General features: G+C 39.0%; 14 protein-coding genes. 8 read left to right on the top strand and 6 right to left on the bottom strand.

Features of this window, described 5'->3' with window-relative positions; translation table 11 throughout:
- Nucleotides 1-101: 101 nt before the first annotated feature.
- Nucleotides 102-1,130 (bottom strand): GlxA family transcriptional regulator, encoded by a 1,029-nt coding sequence (locus tag ABD005_RS04555; protein WP_343815646.1) that lies wholly within the window; start codon nucleotides 1,128-1,130, stop codon nucleotides 102-104.
- Nucleotides 1,131-1,279: 149 nt separating this feature from the next.
- Between ABD005_RS04555 and ABD005_RS04550 the strand changes: the two genes are divergently transcribed.
- The 6 genes from ABD005_RS04550 to ABD005_RS04525 all read left to right on the top strand — a co-directional run bounded on the left by ABD005_RS04550 (nucleotide 1,280) and on the right by ABD005_RS04525 (nucleotide 8,726).
- Nucleotides 1,280-3,175 (top strand): beta-ketoacyl synthase, encoded by a 1,896-nt coding sequence (locus ABD005_RS04550; protein ID WP_343815474.1) that lies wholly within the window; start codon nucleotides 1,280-1,282, stop codon nucleotides 3,173-3,175.
- Nucleotides 3,176-3,355: 180 nt separating this feature from the next.
- Nucleotides 3,356-4,240, top strand: a complete 885-nt coding sequence (locus ABD005_RS04545; RefSeq protein ID WP_343815471.1) for a DMT family transporter — start codon at nucleotides 3,356-3,358, stop codon at nucleotides 4,238-4,240.
- 86 nt (nucleotides 4,241-4,326) lie between these two features.
- The gene (locus ABD005_RS04540; RefSeq protein WP_343815643.1) at nucleotides 4,327-6,291 is read left to right on the top strand and encodes a DNA topoisomerase III; all 1,965 of its coding nucleotides are present in this window, start codon (nucleotides 4,327-4,329) and stop codon (nucleotides 6,289-6,291) included.
- Nucleotides 6,292-6,386: 95 nt separating this feature from the next.
- The gene (locus ABD005_RS04535) at nucleotides 6,387-6,878 is read left to right on the top strand and encodes a potassium channel family protein (RefSeq protein WP_215980695.1); all 492 of its coding nucleotides are present in this window, start codon (nucleotides 6,387-6,389) and stop codon (nucleotides 6,876-6,878) included.
- A gap of 8 nt (nucleotides 6,879-6,886) precedes the next feature.
- Nucleotides 6,887-7,660 carry a substrate-binding periplasmic protein gene (locus tag ABD005_RS04530; RefSeq protein ID WP_343815467.1) on the top strand — a complete coding sequence of 258 codons (774 nt, stop codon included), beginning with the start codon at nucleotides 6,887-6,889 and terminating at the stop codon, nucleotides 7,658-7,660.
- Between the two features lie 211 nt (nucleotides 7,661-7,871).
- Nucleotides 7,872-8,726, top strand: coding sequence for a PA4780 family RIO1-like protein kinase (locus ABD005_RS04525; protein WP_343815464.1), 855 nt, complete (start codon nucleotides 7,872-7,874; stop codon nucleotides 8,724-8,726).
- A 76-nt stretch (nucleotides 8,727-8,802) separates the two neighbouring features.
- Here ABD005_RS04525 and ABD005_RS04520 read toward each other — a convergent pair whose 3' ends face one another.
- Nucleotides 8,803-10,893, bottom strand: a complete 2,091-nt coding sequence (locus ABD005_RS04520) for a S9 family peptidase (RefSeq protein WP_343815461.1) — start codon at nucleotides 10,891-10,893, stop codon at nucleotides 8,803-8,805.
- Nucleotides 10,894-11,195: 302 nt separating this feature from the next.
- On the opposite strand from ABD005_RS04520, the gene ABD005_RS04515 reads away from it, so the two are divergent.
- Nucleotides 11,196-12,107, top strand: coding sequence for a dienelactone hydrolase family protein (locus tag ABD005_RS04515; protein ID WP_343815458.1), 912 nt, complete (start codon nucleotides 11,196-11,198; stop codon nucleotides 12,105-12,107).
- A 307-nt stretch (nucleotides 12,108-12,414) separates the two neighbouring features.
- On the opposite strand, the gene trhO is transcribed toward ABD005_RS04515, so the two are convergent.
- The 3 genes from trhO to ABD005_RS04500 all read right to left on the bottom strand — a co-directional run bounded on the left by trhO (nucleotide 12,415) and on the right by ABD005_RS04500 (nucleotide 15,965).
- Complete coding sequence (trhO, locus tag ABD005_RS04510) at nucleotides 12,415-13,434, bottom strand: oxygen-dependent tRNA uridine(34) hydroxylase TrhO (RefSeq protein ID WP_343815455.1); 1,020 nt, start codon at nucleotides 13,432-13,434, stop codon at nucleotides 12,415-12,417.
- Nucleotides 13,435-13,736: 302 nt separating this feature from the next.
- Nucleotides 13,737-15,011, bottom strand: a complete 1,275-nt coding sequence (locus tag ABD005_RS04505) for a polysaccharide deacetylase family protein (RefSeq protein ID WP_343815452.1) — start codon at nucleotides 15,009-15,011, stop codon at nucleotides 13,737-13,739.
- A 330-nt stretch (nucleotides 15,012-15,341) separates the two neighbouring features.
- A complete protein-coding gene (locus ABD005_RS04500; RefSeq protein WP_343815451.1) occupies nucleotides 15,342-15,965 on the bottom strand; it encodes a DsbA family protein in 624 nt (207 codons plus the stop codon).
- 313 nt (nucleotides 15,966-16,278) lie between these two features.
- Between ABD005_RS04500 and ABD005_RS04495 the strand changes: the two genes are divergently transcribed.
- Nucleotides 16,279-19,086: a bifunctional aconitate hydratase 2/2-methylisocitrate dehydratase gene (locus ABD005_RS04495; RefSeq protein WP_343815448.1), complete on the top strand. Its 2,808-nt coding sequence runs from the start codon at nucleotides 16,279-16,281 to the stop codon at nucleotides 19,084-19,086.
- 181 nt (nucleotides 19,087-19,267) lie between these two features.
- On the opposite strand, the gene ABD005_RS04490 is transcribed toward ABD005_RS04495, so the two are convergent.
- Nucleotides 19,268-19,621 carry a hypothetical protein gene (locus tag ABD005_RS04490; protein WP_215980704.1) on the bottom strand — a complete coding sequence of 118 codons (354 nt, stop codon included), beginning with the start codon at nucleotides 19,619-19,621 and terminating at the stop codon, nucleotides 19,268-19,270.
- Nucleotides 19,622-19,714: the final 93 nt, after the last annotated feature.

The raw sequence follows: 19,714 nt of genomic DNA, 5'->3' as shown, positions 1-19,714 counted from the left end.
CCGCTTAAGCAAAAAGCGAACCACAACAAAAAACCATTTAAAATCAAGGAAATAAAAAATTACATCTACTACTTATGACTTTTTTGTAAAATAACCTGACACTAACTAAACAGTTTTTTTCTTACCATGGCACGGTAGTCTTTAGGGCTTTGATTTAGGTGTAATTTAAATAACCTCGCTAAGTGCCCTTGGTCTTGATAACCTACTTGGTCAGCAATTTCTTGAATAGTTAAGTTACTCGAGGCAAGTAACTCTTTTGCCGTTTCAATGCGTAACTGTTGCCAATATTGAGTAGCTCTAACGCCTGTTGCAGCTTTAAATCGACGGGTAAACGATCGCTGACTTAAACCAAATTGTGATGCTAGCTCTTCTAAACTCAAGTCTGTACTTAAATTAGTTCTCAACCAAAACTGTATTTGCGCAATTAATTCATCTGCATGTCTGTCAACCGCACCTTCTAAATAACGTTGTTCTTCATAAGGTTTTCTTATTTCATGAGAGAAGTTTCGCTCAACATTTTGCGCTGCAGCTTTGCCATAATACTGCGCAATAATGTGAACGATAATATCGGCCAAAGCATTCAAGCTAGCTGCGCAGTATATACGTTCTGATTGAGTAATAAAAAAATCAGGCTTTAAGTCAACTTTTGGGTAGTCACGCTTAAATTGCTCAACATAATGCCAATGAGTTGTTGCAGAGTGGTTATCTAACAAACCCGACTCAGCTAAAAAGCATACACCCGTTCCAACACCAATTAACGTACTACCTTGCTGCCAACAGTGCTTAAGCCATGCAACTAATTTAGGGTGCTTATTAATAATTGGGCGAGGGTTACGCCATAAGCTTGGCACAATAATAATATCAGGTGTTTTACTATTGTTTTCATTATCAACAGCTAACTCAGCAAGGGTAATATCAGCCAACATAGTAATACCCGCTCGTGATTTTATTTGTTGAGCTTCCTCACTTAAAAATTGTGTCTCAAGTCGCGCAACACTTTTATCGTACCGCCTTGCGAATGCTTCGCCGGCCAATAGCATTTCTACAGGTAATGTTACTCCCGTTGCTAACACGTGTGGGTAAATTATCAAGTTAACCAATAAGGGTTTAGTTTTTTGTAAATCATCCATCATATTTGCACTCAAAATCCCATAATGGCCATTATTGCACACAGTTTGGCTGCTGTACCTTATTATTTGATCTTATTACTCCCTAAACTGACTGTTATCAATGCAATGCTGTATTGCATATTTTTCATATTTTAAAAACGGGTTATTTCATGACAAGTTTACCTTTAGTTGTTGGGATGGGCGGTATTAACGCGGCAGGACGCACTTCTTTTCACCAAGGCTTTCGCCGCATTGTAATTGATAAATTAAATGCCGAAGCACGCCAAGAAACATTTGTTGGCCTAGCAACGTTAATGAAGCTAGCACGTTATGAAAATGGCGAGTTACTTGATAATGCGGGTAATATCATTGCACCTGAAAATATTGAAGCAACCTTTGGTGCTCAAATATTGGCAGGGACCTTAATCCGTAAAATTGAAAAAAATCATTTTGATGTTGATGCAACCCATTGGCATCAAAAAATGAACATTACTCCAACCGAACAAAACATCACCTTTGAGTTGCGTGCACGTGAATTACCTCAGCCAGTACCAAGTTCATGGCAAGTAACGGAGCTAGAGTCGGGTAAAGTTCGAGTTGAAATTCCTGAACAGTTAACCATTACTCATGATGCTTACCGTGATAACCCCATTAAAGCCGCAGGACAATTTCCAACAGGCTTTGCACCAGAGAAGCTTTATAATAGTCGTTATCAGCCACGCGGCTTACAAGCAACCATCTTTGCTGCAACCGACGCGATACGCTCAACGGGTATTGAGTGGGATGCTATTTTAGACAAAATAAGTCCTGACGAAGTTGGTACTTACTCAGCCTCTGTAGCAGGTCAGTTAAATGATGAAGGTTTAGGTGGTTTACTAAAAAGCCGTCTGTCTGGTTCTCGTGTTAGCACTAAACAATTGGCGCTTGGTTTAAACACCATGTCTACTGATTTTATTAACGCCTATGTTACCGGTAATGTCGGCACAACTTTTTCTTCTTCTGGTGCTTGTGCAACTTTTCTGTATAACTTACGCAGTGCTGTACAAGATATGCAAGCTGGTCGTATTCGTGTCGCTATTGTCGGTAGCAGTGAAGCACCTATCACTCCTGAAATTATTGAAGGTTTCGGAAATATGGGGGCTTTAGCTAATGAAGAGGGGCTGAAAAAACTTGACGGAAGTGACGCTGTAGATCACCGAAAAACAAGTCGTCCATTTGGTCAGAACTGTGGTTTCACTATCGGTGAAGGTGCGCAGTTTGTAGTATTGATGGATGATGCTTTAGCACTAGAAATGGGGGCTAAAGTATTAGCCTCAGTCGCTGATGTATTTGTTAATGCTGATGGTTACAAAAAGTCGATTACGGCCCCAGGTCCTGGTAACTATATTACCATGGCTAAGTCGGTAGCATTAGCCGAACAAGTATTAGGTAAAGAAGCGCTACAAAAACGCAGCTTTATTTTAGCTCATGGTTCAAGTACTCCACAAAACCGTGTTTCTGAATCGCTTATTTATCATAAAATTGCTGAAAGCTTTAGCATTGAAAACTGGGCAGTGGCGGCACCAAAAGCTTATGTTGGTCATACCATAGGCCCAGCAAGTGGCGATCAAATGGCAATGGCGTTGGGTATATTTAGCGATAATATTATGCCAGGTATCACTACGATTGATGAAGTGGCAGCTGACGTACACAATCAGCACTTAAATATTGCAACTGAGCATTACCACTGTGAAGCTATGGATATTGCTTTTATCAATTCCAAAGGCTTTGGCGGCAACAATGCAACCGCAACTATTTTTTCACCTAAAGTGAGCCTAGCAATGATGGAAAAACGTTATGGTGCACCTGCAATGGCAGAGTACCAGCAGAAGCTCGTAACTGTTGAACAGGTGCAACAAGCGTATAAAGAACAAGTAAATAATGGTCAATACGATTTAATTTACAAGTTTGGTGAAGGCTTATTAGATGAGGAAACAATGGAAATTACTAACAGTAGCTTATCGTTTACTGAGTTTAAAAACGCCATTGCACTACCATCAACCAATCCTTTTGATGATATGGTTTAATAAGTAATTTTTAAAATATCAGCACTTTTATAATATTAGACACCTCTAAGCAATCAGGTTAGAGGTGTGTTATACACCAACAGCTCTACCTCTATACATGGCTATATCTTCTAAACATAAACTCACCGGTTTACGTTTATGGGAACCTTGCCCTCTAAATTTAACCATAAGGCGGTTACTATGAGCTTTCAACGTTTAATCTTTCTTACCTTATTATCATTGCTCGCTTTTGCTGCAAACTCTGTGATTACACGATTGGCACTAGAGCAAACCGCTATTGATGAAGCTAGCTTTATTGCATTAAGGATTGGCTCTGGCGCTATTTTTTTAGCCTTATTTATTCTATTTACAAAACACAAAAATACTGCTGTAAACCTCACTCATCAAGGAAGTTGGCTCGGAGCATTATCACTTTTTGCATACGCAGTAAGCTTTACCTACGGTTATGGCTTAATTGCCGCTGGTACAGGTGCGCTTATCCTCTTCGGTGCTGTACAAGTTACCATGTCAGTTATCGGCTATTATGCCGGTGAGCGCTTAAATAAAGTCCAAATATCTGGCTTTATTTTGGCGATTGTTGGTTTAGCCATTTTAATGCTACCTGGCTTAGAGGCTCCTTCGTTATTAGGCGCTAGTTTAATGTGTTTATCTGGTATCGCTTGGAGTTTATATTCTCACCAAGGTAAAGGTTCAACAACTAGCCCAAGCACTAGCCCTGCTATTTCAACCGCGGCTAACTTTATTAAAGCGGTTCCTATGGTGTTATTACTTTGGCTATGCAATTACTCAGCAATAACCTTAGATACCACTGGTGTTATCTATGCGTTAATTTCAGGCGTCGTCACTTCAGGCATGGGGTACATTGTATGGTACAGCGTGTTGCCACAATTAAAGTCAACACAAGCAGCAATAGTGCAACTAAGCGTTCCTGTTATTGTTACACTCGCTGGGGTGTTTTTACTTAATGAAGCTATTACCTTACGTATTGTCACCGCTACGGTTGCTATTTTGTCTGGCACTTTACTAGTGTTGATGTTTAAAAAAGCTCCTAAACAAAAAAAATAATAATACTAACAGCAGGTACTGTACATAAAACCAGTTAATAATCTATACTGCCATTATTAACTTAGTTGTTGTTATTGGATTGTGTGTTGAAACTCTATATTGCCGAAAAACCAAGCTTAGGTCGCGCTATTGCAGCAGCGTTACCTAAACCACATAAAAACTGTAAAACTCATATTGAATTAGGCAATGGTGATGTGGTCAGTTGGTGCATCGGTCATATTTTAGCGCAAGCCGACCCAGAAGATTACGATGGTGATTTAAAAAAATGGCGTATGGATACGCTACCTTTTATTCCACAAGAGTGGAAATTAAAACCCATTACTCGCACTCGTGCGCAGTTAACCGCGTTAAGAAAGTTAGTTAAGCAGGCCGATGAAATTATTCATGCTGGCGATCCTGACCGTGAAGGACAACTACTCGTTGATGAGGTAATTGACTACTTAAATGTTTCAAAGAAGAAAAAATCAACGGTCAAGCGCTTACTGATTAGCGACCTAAACTTACCTGCGGTAAAACGCGCTTTAACAACATTGAAAGATAATAAAGATTATATTGCCTTATCTGTTTCTGCCTTGGCTCGTTCGCGTGCCGATTGGCTTTACGGTATTAATTTAACCCGAGCGTATACATTACAAGGACAAAAAAGCGGCTTTAATAGTGTGTTGTCTGTTGGTCGAGTACAAACGCCATTACTCGGTTTGGTCGTCAGGCGCGGACAAGAAATTGCTAATTTTGTCAGTAAACCCTTTTTTGAGGTAGAAGCGCACATTGCTTTAACACCAGAGCAGCCTGTCAGCTTTACCGCAAAATGGCAGCCTAGTGAAAATTGCCAACCCTATTGTGATGAAGAGGGGCGAATATTAGTTAAAGCGCTAGCTGAAAATGTGGTGAACCGTATTGGTAACCAACCTGCACAAGTTCAACAGTTAGAAAAGAGTGAAAAAAAGCAAGCACCGCCATTACCGTTTAACTTATCACAATTACAAATTAGCGCCGCAAAGCAGTTTTCAATGAATGCTAAATTAGTGCTTGATGTTTGCCAGTCACTCTACGAAAAACATAAACTTATTACCTACCCTCGCTCAGATTGTCGTTACCTCCCTAAAGAACAGCTGAAACAATCTGGTGCAATTATTGATACTTTAGCAAAGGGCTCTCTGCCCTGTGCCAAACAAGCACAAGACGCTAATAAAGCATTAGTCAGCAAAGCGTGGAATGATAAAAATATAACCGCTCATCATGCCATTATTCCTACAGAGAAATCTCCAGATAACATTAACTTAAATACTTTCGAGAAGAATATTTATTTACTGATAGTGCGCCAATATTTAGTCCAGTTTTATCCCGCTTTTGTTTTTGATCAAACCAAAGTGAATTTGCTGATTGCAGGTGGGTTATTTACTCGTACAGCAAAAACCACTAAACAAATAGGCTGGAAAGTACTTTTCTCCAAAAGTAAACACACCGAAGCTAACAGCAACAACACCAATGATGAGCAAGAGCTACCACCATTAGTGCAAGGACAAATGCTACATTGTTCACATGGGGAGTTAATTGAAAAGCACACCTCTCCCCCACAATATTTTACCGACGCAACTTTACTCGCCGCCATGACAGGCATTGCGCGTTATGTGAATGACCCACAAATTAAAAAAGTACTCAAAGAGTCTGATGGTTTAGGCACCGATGCCACCCGCGCCGGTATTATCGACTTATTATTTAAGCGCAATTTTTTAACTCGCCAAGGTAAACAGATTCACGCAACCGATATTGGTATAGCGCTAATTAATGCCTTACCTGAGATGGCAACTCTACCCGATATGACAGCGCAATGGGAGGCAACACTGACCGCTATCAGTGAGAAAAAAGCTAATTACCTTAGTTTTATGCAACCATTAACGGAAACCGTTTCAGCAATGGTTATCGGCGCTACCCAGCAACCTTTTACAGGCTTACCTAAAGTAGCGTTTAAACCCAAAAGAACAAAAAGAAAGTTTAGCTCGCACTCAAAAAAAAGTACCAATAAAGTGCCACGTAAAATAGCCAGTTAACCTTACTATACCGTTTACCTGAGCAAGCTGGTCTTCTCAGTGACCAAGCTTTGTAATATCATCAACTCATCGATAAAAACTTTAGAGAAACTTTGATGATTATTTTACAGAACGCGATGGAAAAAAGTAATTTATACCAAGTCGATGAATTTGGTGTAAAAAATTATAACTATGGCGCACTCGGCTTACTCTCGTTTGTTTTATTTGTATTGATTAATGCTAGTTTAGGTTATATCACTTACCTTGCTGAGATTAACGCCAGTGGTTCGCCGGTACAAAACTATAGTGACGCATTCTGGCTAATGTTAATGTCGTCAACTACCATAGGCTTTGGTGATGTTTACCCTATAACACTAGCGGGACGTGCTGCTGTTTTTATTATGTTTGTTTTAGGTGTTGGTATCTTGGGTGGTGTCGGTGCTGTTTTTGCGAATAAAATTTTTGGTTTTGCTGATACCAGCATAAAAAATAGAGAATTACGCAAGCAAAATGATGCAATACTCAAACAAAACGAAATAATTACTGAAAAGTTAACTAAACTAGAAGAACAGCTAGCAAATGTAATAAAGCATTCTACTAAACCTTAAGAGGCGCCATGAAGTACTTCCTCTCCTTCTTGTTCACTATAAACACGTTAGTTAGTGTTATATCGTTTGCGAATGAAAACTTGAAAGTGGCCAGTATTGTTGAGCCACCTTTTAGTCGAATCGAAAATGATACTTTAGTAGGTTTTAATGTTGATGTTGCTGAAATGCTCGCATCATCAATTAACCTTAAGCCTGTTATTATTCAATGCCCATTTGCTCGTTGCTTAACTATGCTTGAGCAAGGCTCAGCTGATTTAATGATCAATCTAAAAAAGTTACCTGAACGAGAAAAAAACCTCATATTTATTGAGCCTCCACTATTTGTACAAGATCAGCCAATACGGTTTTATACTCTCTCAAACAACAACATCAGTATTAATAAGTTAACTGATTTGCTCCCTTTGGTGGTAGGAACTATACGCGGTGCAACCTATTTTCCAGAGTTTGATAATAATACCAAGATTAGAAAAGTAGATTTCACTACACGAGAACAATTAGTTAATATGCTACTTAAGGGGAGAATAGATACATTCCTAGAACGAGAAGAGTCAATAGAACCCTTAATCAGTTCGCAAGAGTATAAGGATAAAATGACGATAGAAAGCTACCAATACAACAAACCCGTTGGCAGCTATATTGCTATATCTAGAAACTCTTCTATCTCGAAAAAAGCTCACGAGTTATCAATACAGGTTAATAAACTCATCAAGACACAGGTGATAAACCAACTGCAAGCACAGCACTTACCCTCTGAAGCGTTAAAGCCAACCTTAAAAAAATAGTGCGATATAAATAAACGACAACCATAATAAAAAGGTTCTCGAAAGATCGATAGTCGCTAGTGTATAATCGCCAAACGCGAGCAAATCCGTTAGCATGGTCACAAAACAAGCATTAACATATAGCGATGTCAAAATGTTATTGATTGCCTCTGATAGTATTAACTACAAGCACCTATTAATTTCCGCATAGCGGTCAAGGTATTACAGCAACATGAAAGTTCCAAAACGTATACAGCCCCTTGTTGACGATGGTTTAGTTGATGAAGTGCTTAATCAACTAATGAGCGGTAAAGAAGCCACCGTTTATCGTGTTCGTTGTGGCGATACTATTCGTTGTGCCAAGGTTTATAAAGAAGCTAATCAACGCAGTTTCAAAAAAGCGGCACAATACCAAGAGGGTAGAAAAAGTCGTAATAGCCGCCGTGCTCGCGCTATGGAAAAAGGATCTAAATACGGTAAAGATCAGCAAGAACAAGCGTGGCAAAATGCGGAAGTAGATGCCCTTTATGCTGTTGCCGAACATGGTGTGCGCGTACCACAACCATTTGGCTGTTTTGACGGTGTATTGTTAATGGAGTTAATCGTAGATGATAACGGTGATGTAGCACCGCGATTAAATGATGTTGTACTAACCCAAGAGCAAGCAATTGAAGATCACGCCTTAATGATGATTTATATCATGAGAATGTTATGTGCAGGCATAGTGCACGGTGATTTATCTGAGTTTAATGTTTTAGTAGATGCTTATGGTCCAGTTGTAATTGATATGCCACAAGCGGTTGATGCCTCGGCAAATAACAACGCTAAAGCAATGCTGTTACGTGATGTTAATAATATCACCACGTATTACGCACAGTTTGCACCAAATTTAGCGTTAACTAAGTTCGGCGAAGAAATGTGGGCACTTTATGAAAGTGGTGATTTAAGCGATACCACTAAGCTAACAGGGCAATTTAAAGAAAGTGAAAAGTCCGCCGATGTCAGTACTGTGTTAAATGAAATTCAAGCAGCTTTTGAGCAAGAGCAAGACCGACTCGCTTACCTCAAAGAAGCCGCAGAGCAATAATAACTCAAGCCTATAATGATAAAAAGCGCTTAACCTATTAGGTAAGCGCTTATTAAAAGTTATCATTTCACTGAAATTATTTATCGGTATATTTAGCTAACCACTTAAACACTTCGTCATACCAAACAACTAAGTTATCAGGTTTACGAATATGGTGATCCTCATCTGGGAACATCACTAATCTGCTATCAATACCTTTACGTTGCAATGTAGTAAAAGCGCCTAAGCTTTGTGCGTACGGTACGCGGTAATCAAGTTCACCTTGTATAACTAACATTGGTGTTTGCCAGTTGTTAACATAGGCCGACGGATTAAATTTATTGTAATCTTCACTTGGCTCAGCGGTTCGGTTACCGTCTTGTTTGCCCCAAAGCGGCCCACCCATATCATATTCAGGGAACCATAACTCTTCAGTTGATTGATAAAAACTTGGCATATCAAAAAGACCGGCGTGGTTAATTAAACACTTAAAACCAGTTGGCCAGTTACCCGCGATCCAATTCATCATGTAACCACCGTAAGAAGCTCCTAACGCACAAGCATTATCGCGGTCTAACCACGGTTGATCTTTGACAATAAAGTCTAAACCTTTTTGCAAATCTTCAAGCGGCTTTCCACCCCAATCACGACTAATTGAGTGAGTAAACTCTTGTCCGTAACCTGTTGAGCCATGAAAATCAACCATAACCACACCGTAACCTTGAGCCGCCCATAATTGTGCATTCCAACGGTAATGGAACATATTACCAAAACTACCTTGTGGGCCACCATGTACTAAAAAGGCAATAGGGTATTTTTTACCTTGCTCAAAGTTAGCAGGCTTTAACCAGTAGCCATGAACTTTTTCATTATTCCAACCTTTAAAACTAAACTGCTTAAAGTCTGCAAAGTTTACATTAGCTAACTTATCTTCATTAATATTCGTTAGCTGCTTTAAATCATCACCATGTTTATCAATAGAGAATAAATCTGTTGGTGAATTTAAACTATGACGAGAAAAATACACGGTATCGCCATAACTCATCACGTCACCGTTACTACCGTCATTATAAAGGCTACGAACTTCATTAAATTCAGGAGTAATAGAAAAAATGCTTTTCTGGCCAACATCTTGCGCTACCACATACAAACTCTTGTTATCTGGTGCAAACGCTAAACTACCTACCGAACGATCCCAATTAGGCGCAACCGCTTTGCTGCTGCCAGTTCTGTTATCGCGTAACTGCACCGTAAACTTATCGGCTTCATAACCCGGTGTTTTCATCGCTTTATATGCTAAGTAACGACCATTACTTGAGTAAACTGGACTAGCATCCCACGCTTTATTATCACGTGTAATATTCACTACGGTAAAATCTTGCTCTGGTTTCTTATCGAGTGCGACTTCAAATATATCAAAGTTAGTGGTCCATGCATGCGTTCTTGTCAGCTCAGTGCTAGATGAATCCTTTGCTGAAAAAGCTATAGAATTTCCGTCAGGGTGAATACTCACTTGGCTAATACCCGCAAAATCACTTTGCCAATTAGCCATAATGTTTTGCGCACTATTTAATAAACCTTGCTCATTTGTGTAAGCAACAAATAACTGCTCTTTATATTCTGTTGCCCATACGTCCCAATGGCGAACCATTAATTGATCATAGGCTCTAATATTATATTTTTTTTCTGCATCCGCTTTTTTTGCAGTAACCGTACAGGCTAAATCGGCACAACCTGGCTTAACGGTAAATGAAAGCGCAAAAACATCGCCACTTTTAGCTAAAGTAAAACCATTGACATCTAATGGAAAATCAGAAACTTGCTTGGCTTCACCACCACCAAGCATCAGCTGCCAGATTTGTGAGCTACCACTGCGCGTGGATAAAAAGTAAATAGACTGGCCATCATCCGCCCAAACAACATTGTGTTCAGCGGCGCTATGGCTCGTTAATTGTTTTACTTTACCTGTTGTTAAATCTTGGCGATAAAGGTGGTTGTCTTTTGATTGACTACCTTTTTTTAAGCCATAAATAAGTGACTCACCTTTAGGCGATAAAGTTACACTGTGTAATTGGTTGAGTTCGTTCAGTTTTTCAACGGTAAACACTTCGGTATTAGAAGACGACGCTTTTACGCTAGTTACCGCAGTTAATAGCGATAACGCAGCAAAATTAAGTATTTTTTTCATATTATTCTCGAATAATTTTAAACTTAACAAGAGTATACAATCAGCCCAAGTTAAACAATTATTAACCGCTTAGTTCATTTAAAAAATCACCTTAGCGATGACCAAAGCGCGTACAGTGTTTTTTACATTATAAATTTAACCAACATTTAAAAGCGCGTATTTTTACTCACCGCTACATGGACGAATTGCATTTACATGACTATTATTTAATCGTCAATGGACTTGAGCCAGCTATTAAAGCAGCTAACGCAGCCTAAAATTTAGCTTGGCTTATTAATAAAAATTATATAAATGGATTTATTATGTTTAAAAAATTAATGATAACTTTCTTGGTTATTTTTTTATGCCCAAGTATTGCTAATGCAATGCATACACCAGCAAAAATATCTTACATTGCTATTCCTGTAACGACACCAGAAAAAAATTGGCAAGTGTCAGGACAATTACGTATGCCTTTCAATGCAACCGAAAACACCCCTGCGGTTATTATTTTACATAGCTCTGCGGGAGTTGATAGCACAGGTATGTTTTACGCAAGTGCCTTAAATAGACGGGGTATTGCTACGCTAGAATTAGATTTATGGGGAGCTAGGGATTTAGCAGGAGGAAGCGCTAACAGGCCAGCAACACCGCAAGAAACCTTACCTGATGTTTTTTCCGCATTGGCTTATTTGGCAGAGCACTCGCTTATTGATAAAGACCGTATTGGTGTAATGGGATTCTCTTGGGGTGGTGTCTTGTCATTGTTAACTGCTAGTGAAAACTATATGTCACTAACAGGGCAGCCCTATCGGTTTGCAGGACATATTGCACATTACCCAATTTGTTGGTTATATAATTACGCGCCCGGCTTTGAGTTTACTAACTTCACTGGTGCGCCGATATTGATTCAAACTGGTGCTAAGGATGACTATGACCTACCTGAAACCTGTCCAAATTTAGTCGCCAGCTTGCCCGAAGAAGAACAAGAGTTTGTTAAGGTTAAGGTTTATAAGCGGGCTTATCACGCATGGGACAGATTAGAGCCTAAATGGATAGTAGAAGATCCCTTTTCTCATTTAGGTCAAGGGGGTCAAGTGACTCTAGCCCCTAATTTTATTACCGCTTATCAATCCAAATATCGTGTCGAAAAGTTCTTTAGTGAATTATTTGGTTTAACTCGCTCAAGACAAAATAATGATAGTGTCGATATTAATGGTGATATTGGTAATTAACCTGAGCTCGGCTTAACAAATGTTTCTCTAGCAGCTATTTTTCCTAACTTCTTCGTTAAATTTACTTGCAATAGGCCAGCTATTGACGAGAAATTTGCCTTGAATTAAGAAAAACTATCAAGCTAGAGGTTCATAAAAGTAATTTTTGCTGATATTTCAATTTGTTAAATATCTCTTAAACCGAGTTCAGGTTAATTAAACTTTCGCATTATTGGTGGCATAGCTCCCTTCACTAACAGCATAAAGCCCAAGCGTACTAAACAGCTTGGGCTTTATTATTAAGGGTTAAGCGTACAACGGAGTTAAACTATTTAGCCGCTTGCTTGGCTTTTTTATCGGCTTTTTCTTGGCGACGCTCTTCAATAATATTCTTAATTTCACCACCAATATGAGCTTCACCACGCTGCTCAGCTAAGGTGATTTGACGCTGACGTTCAGCATAGCGATTGCGCTGTTCATCAGTGACTTTATCGTGACAACGATGACAGCTTACCCCTTTAATATAATGTTCGCTTTTCTTTTCTTCTTCTGTGATAGGAAAACGACAAGCAAAACATTGATCATACTGCCCTTGCTCTAAGTCATGATTGACTGCGACACGGCCATCAAACACAAAACATTCACCTTCCCATAATGTTTCTTCGCTTGGTACTTCTTCAAGGTATTTTAAAATACCACCTTCTAAATGGTAAACCTCTTCAAAGCCTTGCTCTTTTAAATAGGCAGTCGATTTTTCACAACGAATACCGCCAGTGCAATACATTGCTACTTTCTTGTGCTTATTCTTATCTAAGTTTTTAGCAACATAGTCGGGAAATTCACGGAATGTTTCAGTATTTGGGTTAATTGCATTTTTAAACGTGCCAATTTCAATTTCATAATCGTTACGAGTATCAACGAGTAATACTTCAGGATCAGAAATGAGTGCATTCCAGTCTTTTGGTTTAACATAGGTACCAACAACTTGATTCGGGTCAATCCCTTCAACACCCATAGTGACAATTTCCGTTTTCAACTTCACTTTAGTGCGATGGAATGGGTTTTCATCGGCGTACGACTCTTTATGAGAAATATTATCTAACCCTGGTTGTTCGGCTAGAAAAGCTAAAACCGCTTCAATACCCGCTTGCGGCCCTGCAATAGTGCCATTAATACCTTCGTTGGCTAATAATAGCGTGCCTTTTACATCAACACTGGCCATTTTATTTGACAGTGGTTCACGCAATGCTTCAAACGCATCTAAACGGACGAACTTATATAGGGCGCAAATTGTAATTGTATTGGGTAAAGTTGCAGGCGCAACTGTAGAGTTTTCGGTTGTACTCATGGTGTCTCCATTGAACTAGCTGGAACGTAAATCCAGTGCTTTAGATTAAGTTGTAAAGTACTAAAACGTCACTTTAACCACGTTTAGGGCGCGCATTTTAGCAAAGTTTTACTTAAATGGGAATGGATGGTGAATTGTAAGGGTGATCACAATATTGATGATTAAAGGCGATAAGTTAACGTCAATAAAGTTACCAATATAGGATAGCGAAAAAATTCACTAGACAGAGAAAAGCCACTAACTACTAAAATAGTCAGTGGCTTTATGAGGTTATACTGAGTAATTTGAACTCAAGTTAACTATTACTGCTCACCGTATAGCGCCGGTGTAGCACTTGGAGACCATTCAGCTTGTGATACGTGATTTGACAATACAAGGTATTCTTTACCCATATATTTAACTAAATCACCTGATGTATAAGCTACATCTCCACTCCACACAGTTGTTGGCATATTACGTAACCACAATGATGGGGTAGAGCTAGGTGCCCAATCAGTTTGAGCGGTATGTGATGTTTCAGACTTATAAATTAAACCATTATAAGTAACATAATCACCTGCTGCATATGAATCACCTACTTTCCATTGCGGTGCATAATTATCCATAGTGTCGAATGTATAGCCTGCTGCTTTCGCTATGCGAATAAACTCAGCAAGTTTTGGTAGGTTGCGGGTTGCGCCTTGCCCTCGACGACCATCTTCAAAAAGGAAGTCATGAGTTAAAATAATCACTTTATCGCCATGCAAACGATCGCCACATGGGAAATTTTGTGCTTTCGAGTTAATCGGGTTTATATCAACTGGCGCACAAGTATTGATAACGGCATCAACATAACCAAGCATTTGATCAGCCTCTGTTAAACTATTTGCTGGGAAAGAAATACCCCAGTTTTCAGGAGCCCAATCTAAATCCCAACCATGGAGAATGTAGTTTTGATCAGCAAGGATATTAGAAACTTCAATACCAGCTAAAGAGCTGTTCGATGGATTTTGCGGGTCGCAAACATAACCTGGCTGCCAAGGTAATAAATCATCCGAAGTAGCACAAAGACCGTCAGCCTTTAAGTCTGCACTTGATCGCCAGCCATTGGTATAAGGAAGTCGGGCTAAGCTATCGGCTTTATAATTTGGGTAGCTCGAAATATTTGAAATGAATTGCGCCAGCACTGTTAAGTTTTTACTAAACATTGAAGCATCATAAACAGGATCTACATAAGAGTTTATTTGATGTAAGCCTATCGCATTACAATCATCACCGCTAGTAGGACCAAACTCTTCAACACAGTTATGTACCATATGATCATAACTGTGGTTTCCAACAACATGTCCATCGGCTAGTGTTTGCTGCATTGCTGATAACGCTTGATCTTCATTTTCACCACCAATACCTTCTAAATGCCAAGCGTTTACATAAAATGTCGCTTTAATACCACCGGCTTTTAAGGTATCAAGTAATGCTGGGGTTGCATTCATTGGACCGTCATCAAAGGTTAAATAAATAGTTTTATCAGACGCTGCTGCTGCTGTTGTTGCTGCAAAGGCTAAAGCTATACCACAAGCTATGTTGGTTAATTTCATTATAATTCCCTATATTTTTCTCTATTGAATATTTTTATTAGTTTTATATCCAGCACTCAAACTAATCGTAACTAGTTAAAATTTAGGATAAAAACATCCTAGCCCTCTGATTACATTAAAGTGGTACTAAACTCGCAAATAGAGATAATTTTCTCGCATTTTTATCACTAATAATGAGTTATTCTTCAAAGTTAACTTTAAAGAGAAATAGATGAATTCAAAACGCAGAGGTATAAATTAGGTAAGTATAATTAAGCATAAGCCTCCCGTTAGGCTAATGCTTAATTAATATCTAGGTGAGATGTTCTTTGTAAGGTATGAGTTACGTGCTTAAAGATATTGCATAATTTGTTTGAGGGTAATGGCATTATCTTGGTAGTCATGAGCGATGAAATGCTGTTTGCCTTGATATTCAAGCACTAATGATGGAAAGCCTCGATGAGTTAACGTACGTGCTAGCTCAATTTGCCGCATTAACTCCGTTTGTGTTGCTGCGCTACTTAAGTCAGCAGAAAATTGTGCTGTATTCATCATAGGGTTTTGCTTCGCTAACTCTTGCGCCAATGTTATTAACGTACTTTTATCTGACGGATTTAATGCTCGTAAATAATAACCTTGCTGAATAGCTGCTAGCATCTCTTTTTCTAAGCCTTGATTTTTTGCAGCAATCACAGCGCGACAAGCATTATAAGTTGAGCGGCGTGGTGTATTTTTTTGCCAAAAGTCAAAATTAAACTCTGTACCTAATTTAGCTTGAATGGTGTGCCAATGTGATTGAATAGACTGTTGTAACGCTATTGGCATAGCTTCATCTGAGTCGGGCGCTAAACCACCCGCCACATATTCAACGTTAATTTCGCTAGGTAAGTTTGTTTCTAATTGATGCCATGCTGGGCGATAACCCCAGCACCAACTGCACATTGGATCATGAATGTAATATAAAGTCGCCATCATTTTACCCCTAAATTTTTTGATAATCCTTATCACGGTTAGTTTTCAGTATAATTTCAATACTTATTTACCCTGAACTCGGGTTATTTATGTAGACCTGAACTTAGCTTTTATCATTCCATCCTCTCTCAATATAACCAATATAACTATTTTTACTACCCACCATAAACACCATGAATAATGCTTATTTAAGCAAATGATTAGAAGTTGCTAGAAAATCAGGTAAACTAAAGGAAATCTGTCCTGCTAATGTATTAATATTAATAACGGTTATTAGCAAATTTTATCCACATATTATAGCTAAAGAGAGTATCTAATGAGCCTGTATTTAGAATATATCAAAGAAATCGAAAGTCGTAAGAAAGATCTAGGATTAGCACCTAAGCCAATTGATAGCGCTGAATTATTATCAGAGATTATTGAGCAAATCAAAGATAAAGGCCATGAGCACCGTGAAGATTCACTTAATTTCTTCATCTATAACACGCTACCAGGTACAACAAGTGCTGCTGGCGTAAAAGCTAAGTTTTTAAAAGAAATCATTCTTGGCGAAGAAACTGTTACAGAAATTACCGCTGAATTTGCTTTTGAATTACTTTCACACATGAAAGGTGGTCCTTCAATTGAAGTACTACTTGATCTTGCATTAAGTGATGATGTAGCGGTTTCAACACCTGCTTCAGATGTACTTAAAACACAAGTTTTCTTATACGATGCTGATACTGCACGCCTTGAAGCCGCTTATAAAGCCGGCAATAACGTAGCTAAAGAGCTTTTAGAAAGCTACGCTCAAGCAGAGTTCTTCACTAAACTACCTAATATTGCTGAAACAATTGAAGTAGTAACTTATATTGCCGGTGAAGGTGATATTTCAACTGATTTATTATCGCCAGGTAACCAAGCGCATTCACGTGCTGACCGTGAATTACATGGTCAATGTATGATCACGCCAGAAGCGCAGCAAGAAATTCAAGCACTTCAAGCTAAGCACCCAAATGCTAAAGTAATGCTTATTGCTGAAAAAGGCACCATGGGCGTAGGTTCATCTCGTATGTCTGGTGTAAATAACGTGGCACTTTGGGCAGGTAAACAAGCAAGTCCATACGTACCGTTTATTAACATTGCCCCGGTTGTTGCTGGTACTAACGGCATTTCTCCAATTTTCTTAACGACTGTTGATGTAACAGGTGGTATCGGTCTTGATCTTAAAAACTGGGTTAAGAAAGTTGATGCCAATGGCAACACCGTTAACGATGAAAACGGCGACCCTGTATTAGAAGAAGCTTACTCAGTAGCCACAGGTACAGTATTAACCATTAATACTAAAGAGAAGAAATTATACAACGGCAGTACAGAGCTTGTTGATATTGCTTCAGCGTTTACACCACAAAAAGTGGAGTTTATGAAAGCCGGTGGTTCATACGCGGTAACATTTGGTAAGAAGTTACAAACGTTTGCAGCACAAGCCTTAGGTATTGAAGTAGCAAATGTTTATGCTGCATCGAAAGAAATTTCACATCAAGGTCAAGGTTTAACAGCGGTTGAGAAAATTTTTAACCGTAACGCTGTTGGTGTTGCTTCTGAAACTGCATTACACGCTGGCTCTGACGTTCGTGTACGCGTAAATATTGTTGGTTCACAAGATACAACAGGCCCAATGACCTGTCAGGAATTAGAAGCAATGGCTGCTTCTACTATTTCACCATTGGTTGATGGCGCATATCAATCAGGTTGTCATACTGCATCAGTTTGGGATAGCAAAGCTAAAGCTAACATTCCTAAGCTAATGAGCTTTATGAATAAGTTTGGTCTGATCACTGCCCGTGATCCTAAAGGCCAATACCATGCAATGACTGATGTTATTCATAAAGTATTAAATGATATTACTGTTGATGATCGCGCTATTATCATTGGTGGTGACTCACATACTCGTATGTCTAAAGGCGTAGCATTCGGTGCCGATTCAGGTACCGTTGCTATTGCACTGGCAACAGGTGAGTCGGCAATGCCAATTCCTGAGTCTGTTAAAGTGACCTTTAAAGGCAATATGCAAGCTCACATGGATTTCCGTGATGTAGTACATGCAACACAAGCGCAAATGCTTAAGCAATTTGGTGGCGAGAACGTATTCCAAGGTCGTATCATTGAAGTACATATTGGTACATTACTCGCTGACCAAGCCTTCACTTTCACTGACTGGTCTGCAGAAATGAAAGCAAAAGCTTCAATCTGTATCTCTAACGATGAAACCTTAATTAAATCAATTGAGCTTGCTAAGAGCCGTATCCAAATCATGAAAGATAAAGGTATGGAAAACGAAGCCGGCACATTAACACACTTAATCAGCTTAGCTGACAAGCGTATTGAAGAAGTTAAGTCAGGTTCTAACCCAGCATTAGCACCAGATGACACAGCTAAGTACTACGCAGAAGTAGTGGTTGATTTAGATATTATTGACCAACCAATGATTGCTGACCCTGATGTAAACAACGACGATGCGTCTAAGCGTTACACCCATGATGTTATTCGTCCGGTTTCATACTACGACGGTAAGCCAGTAGACTTAGGTTTTGTCGGCTCTTGTATGGTGCACAAAGGTGATATGCAAATTATTGCTCAAATGTTACGTAACATTGAGAAGCAAAACGGCAGCGTAAGCTTTAAAGCGCCATTGGTAGTCGCGCCACCAACATACAACATTGTTGATGAATTAAAAGCTGAAGGTGATTGGGATATTCTTACTAAATACTCAGGTTTTGAGTTTGATGATGCCAAGCCGAAAGATGCAGCACGTACTAAATATGAGAACATTATGTATTTAGAACGCCCAGGCTGTAACTTATGTATGGGTAACCAAGAAAAAGCTGAACCAGGTGATACCGTTATCGCTACTTCAACGCGTTTATTCCAAGGCCGCGTAGTAGCAGATACTGCTGAGAAAAAAGGTGAATCACTACTTGGTTCAACACCATTAGTGGTGCTTTCAACAGTGCTTGGTCGCTTCCCTACTCTAGAAGAATACAAGAGTGCAGTAGAAGGTATTGACTTAACTAAGTTCACACCACCTACAGAAGCAATGAACACTAAGTACGTAGCTCAAGCCGTACCAATTCAAGTAATATAAAAAGTAGTACAAGGAGCTAAGCTATTTTAAACAATAAAATAGCTTAGCTTACGAAAATATGGGGTTACTTGTTTTGATGATGTGAAGTAAAACTCACTGAAGTTAAATAAGTAACCTTTTTCTTTATTGAACTAACACTTAAATAACTTTGCTCGACTAAGGCTACTTATCAACACCCCTGTTAATTGTTGTTAGAAGTGTTGCTAGGACACTCAATAATAGCGGTTAGATCAGGCTGAATATAGTTAGGCGCAACACGCTTATCATCAAACCCTTCAATGCCTTTTAATACCTCTATTTTATAGCCATATTCACCACATAAAATTAGCGAACGTCGCAATAAAAAAGTCGCCAATTTTTCAAACGGTACATCACCTTGTTGAATAACCGAAAGCTTATAATGCCCAGGCGACACCTCGCTTTCACTAAACTGCACCTCATGATCAAAATCCCACTGCCCATTATTAGGGCTTTGAGCACAGCTTGATAAGCTCATTAACAGTATTAAAAATACTACATGATTTATTTTAAACATGAATAACTCCTTATACTAAAAAACAATTATAGCGTACATTACTTACTTATTAGATAGGAAATAAGTTGATTTTTATCGCTTTTTTTAATTAGC

It is taken from the genome of Colwellia asteriadis, from assembly GCF_039523295.1.
Lineage (GTDB): Bacteria > Pseudomonadota > Gammaproteobacteria > Enterobacterales > Alteromonadaceae > Colwellia > Colwellia asteriadis.
This window is presented reverse-complemented; position numbering and strand designations above follow the sequence as displayed.

What these genes read in the sequence shown, in the direction of transcription:
- ABD005_RS04555 (WP_343815646.1), bottom strand. Translation starts at nt 1,130, where the DNA reads ATGGATGATTTACAAAAAACTAAACCCTTATTGGTTAACTTGATAATT.
- ABD005_RS04550 (WP_343815474.1), top strand. Translation starts at nt 1,280, where the DNA reads ATGACAAGTTTACCTTTAGTTGTTGGGATGGGCGGTATTAACGCGGCA.
- ABD005_RS04545 (WP_343815471.1), top strand. Translation starts at nt 3,356, where the DNA reads ATGAGCTTTCAACGTTTAATCTTTCTTACCTTATTATCATTGCTCGCT.
- ABD005_RS04535 (WP_215980695.1), top strand. Translation starts at nt 6,387, where the DNA reads ATGATTATTTTACAGAACGCGATGGAAAAAAGTAATTTATACCAAGTC.
- ABD005_RS04530 (WP_343815467.1), top strand. Translation starts at nt 6,887, where the DNA reads ATGAAGTACTTCCTCTCCTTCTTGTTCACTATAAACACGTTAGTTAGT.
- ABD005_RS04525 (WP_343815464.1), top strand. Translation starts at nt 7,872, where the DNA reads ATGAAAGTTCCAAAACGTATACAGCCCCTTGTTGACGATGGTTTAGTT.
- ABD005_RS04520 (WP_343815461.1), bottom strand. Translation starts at nt 10,893, where the DNA reads ATGAAAAAAATACTTAATTTTGCTGCGTTATCGCTATTAACTGCGGTA.
- ABD005_RS04515 (WP_343815458.1), top strand. Translation starts at nt 11,196, where the DNA reads ATGTTTAAAAAATTAATGATAACTTTCTTGGTTATTTTTTTATGCCCA.
- trhO (WP_343815455.1), bottom strand. Translation starts at nt 13,434, where the DNA reads ATGAGTACAACCGAAAACTCTACAGTTGCGCCTGCAACTTTACCCAAT.
- ABD005_RS04505 (WP_343815452.1), bottom strand. Translation starts at nt 15,011, where the DNA reads ATGAAATTAACCAACATAGCTTGTGGTATAGCTTTAGCCTTTGCAGCA.
- ABD005_RS04500 (WP_343815451.1), bottom strand. Translation starts at nt 15,965, where the DNA reads ATGATGGCGACTTTATATTACATTCATGATCCAATGTGCAGTTGGTGC.
- ABD005_RS04495 (WP_343815448.1), top strand. Translation starts at nt 16,279, where the DNA reads ATGAGCCTGTATTTAGAATATATCAAAGAAATCGAAAGTCGTAAGAAA.
- ABD005_RS04490 (WP_215980704.1), bottom strand. Translation starts at nt 19,621, where the DNA reads ATGTTTAAAATAAATCATGTAGTATTTTTAATACTGTTAATGAGCTTA.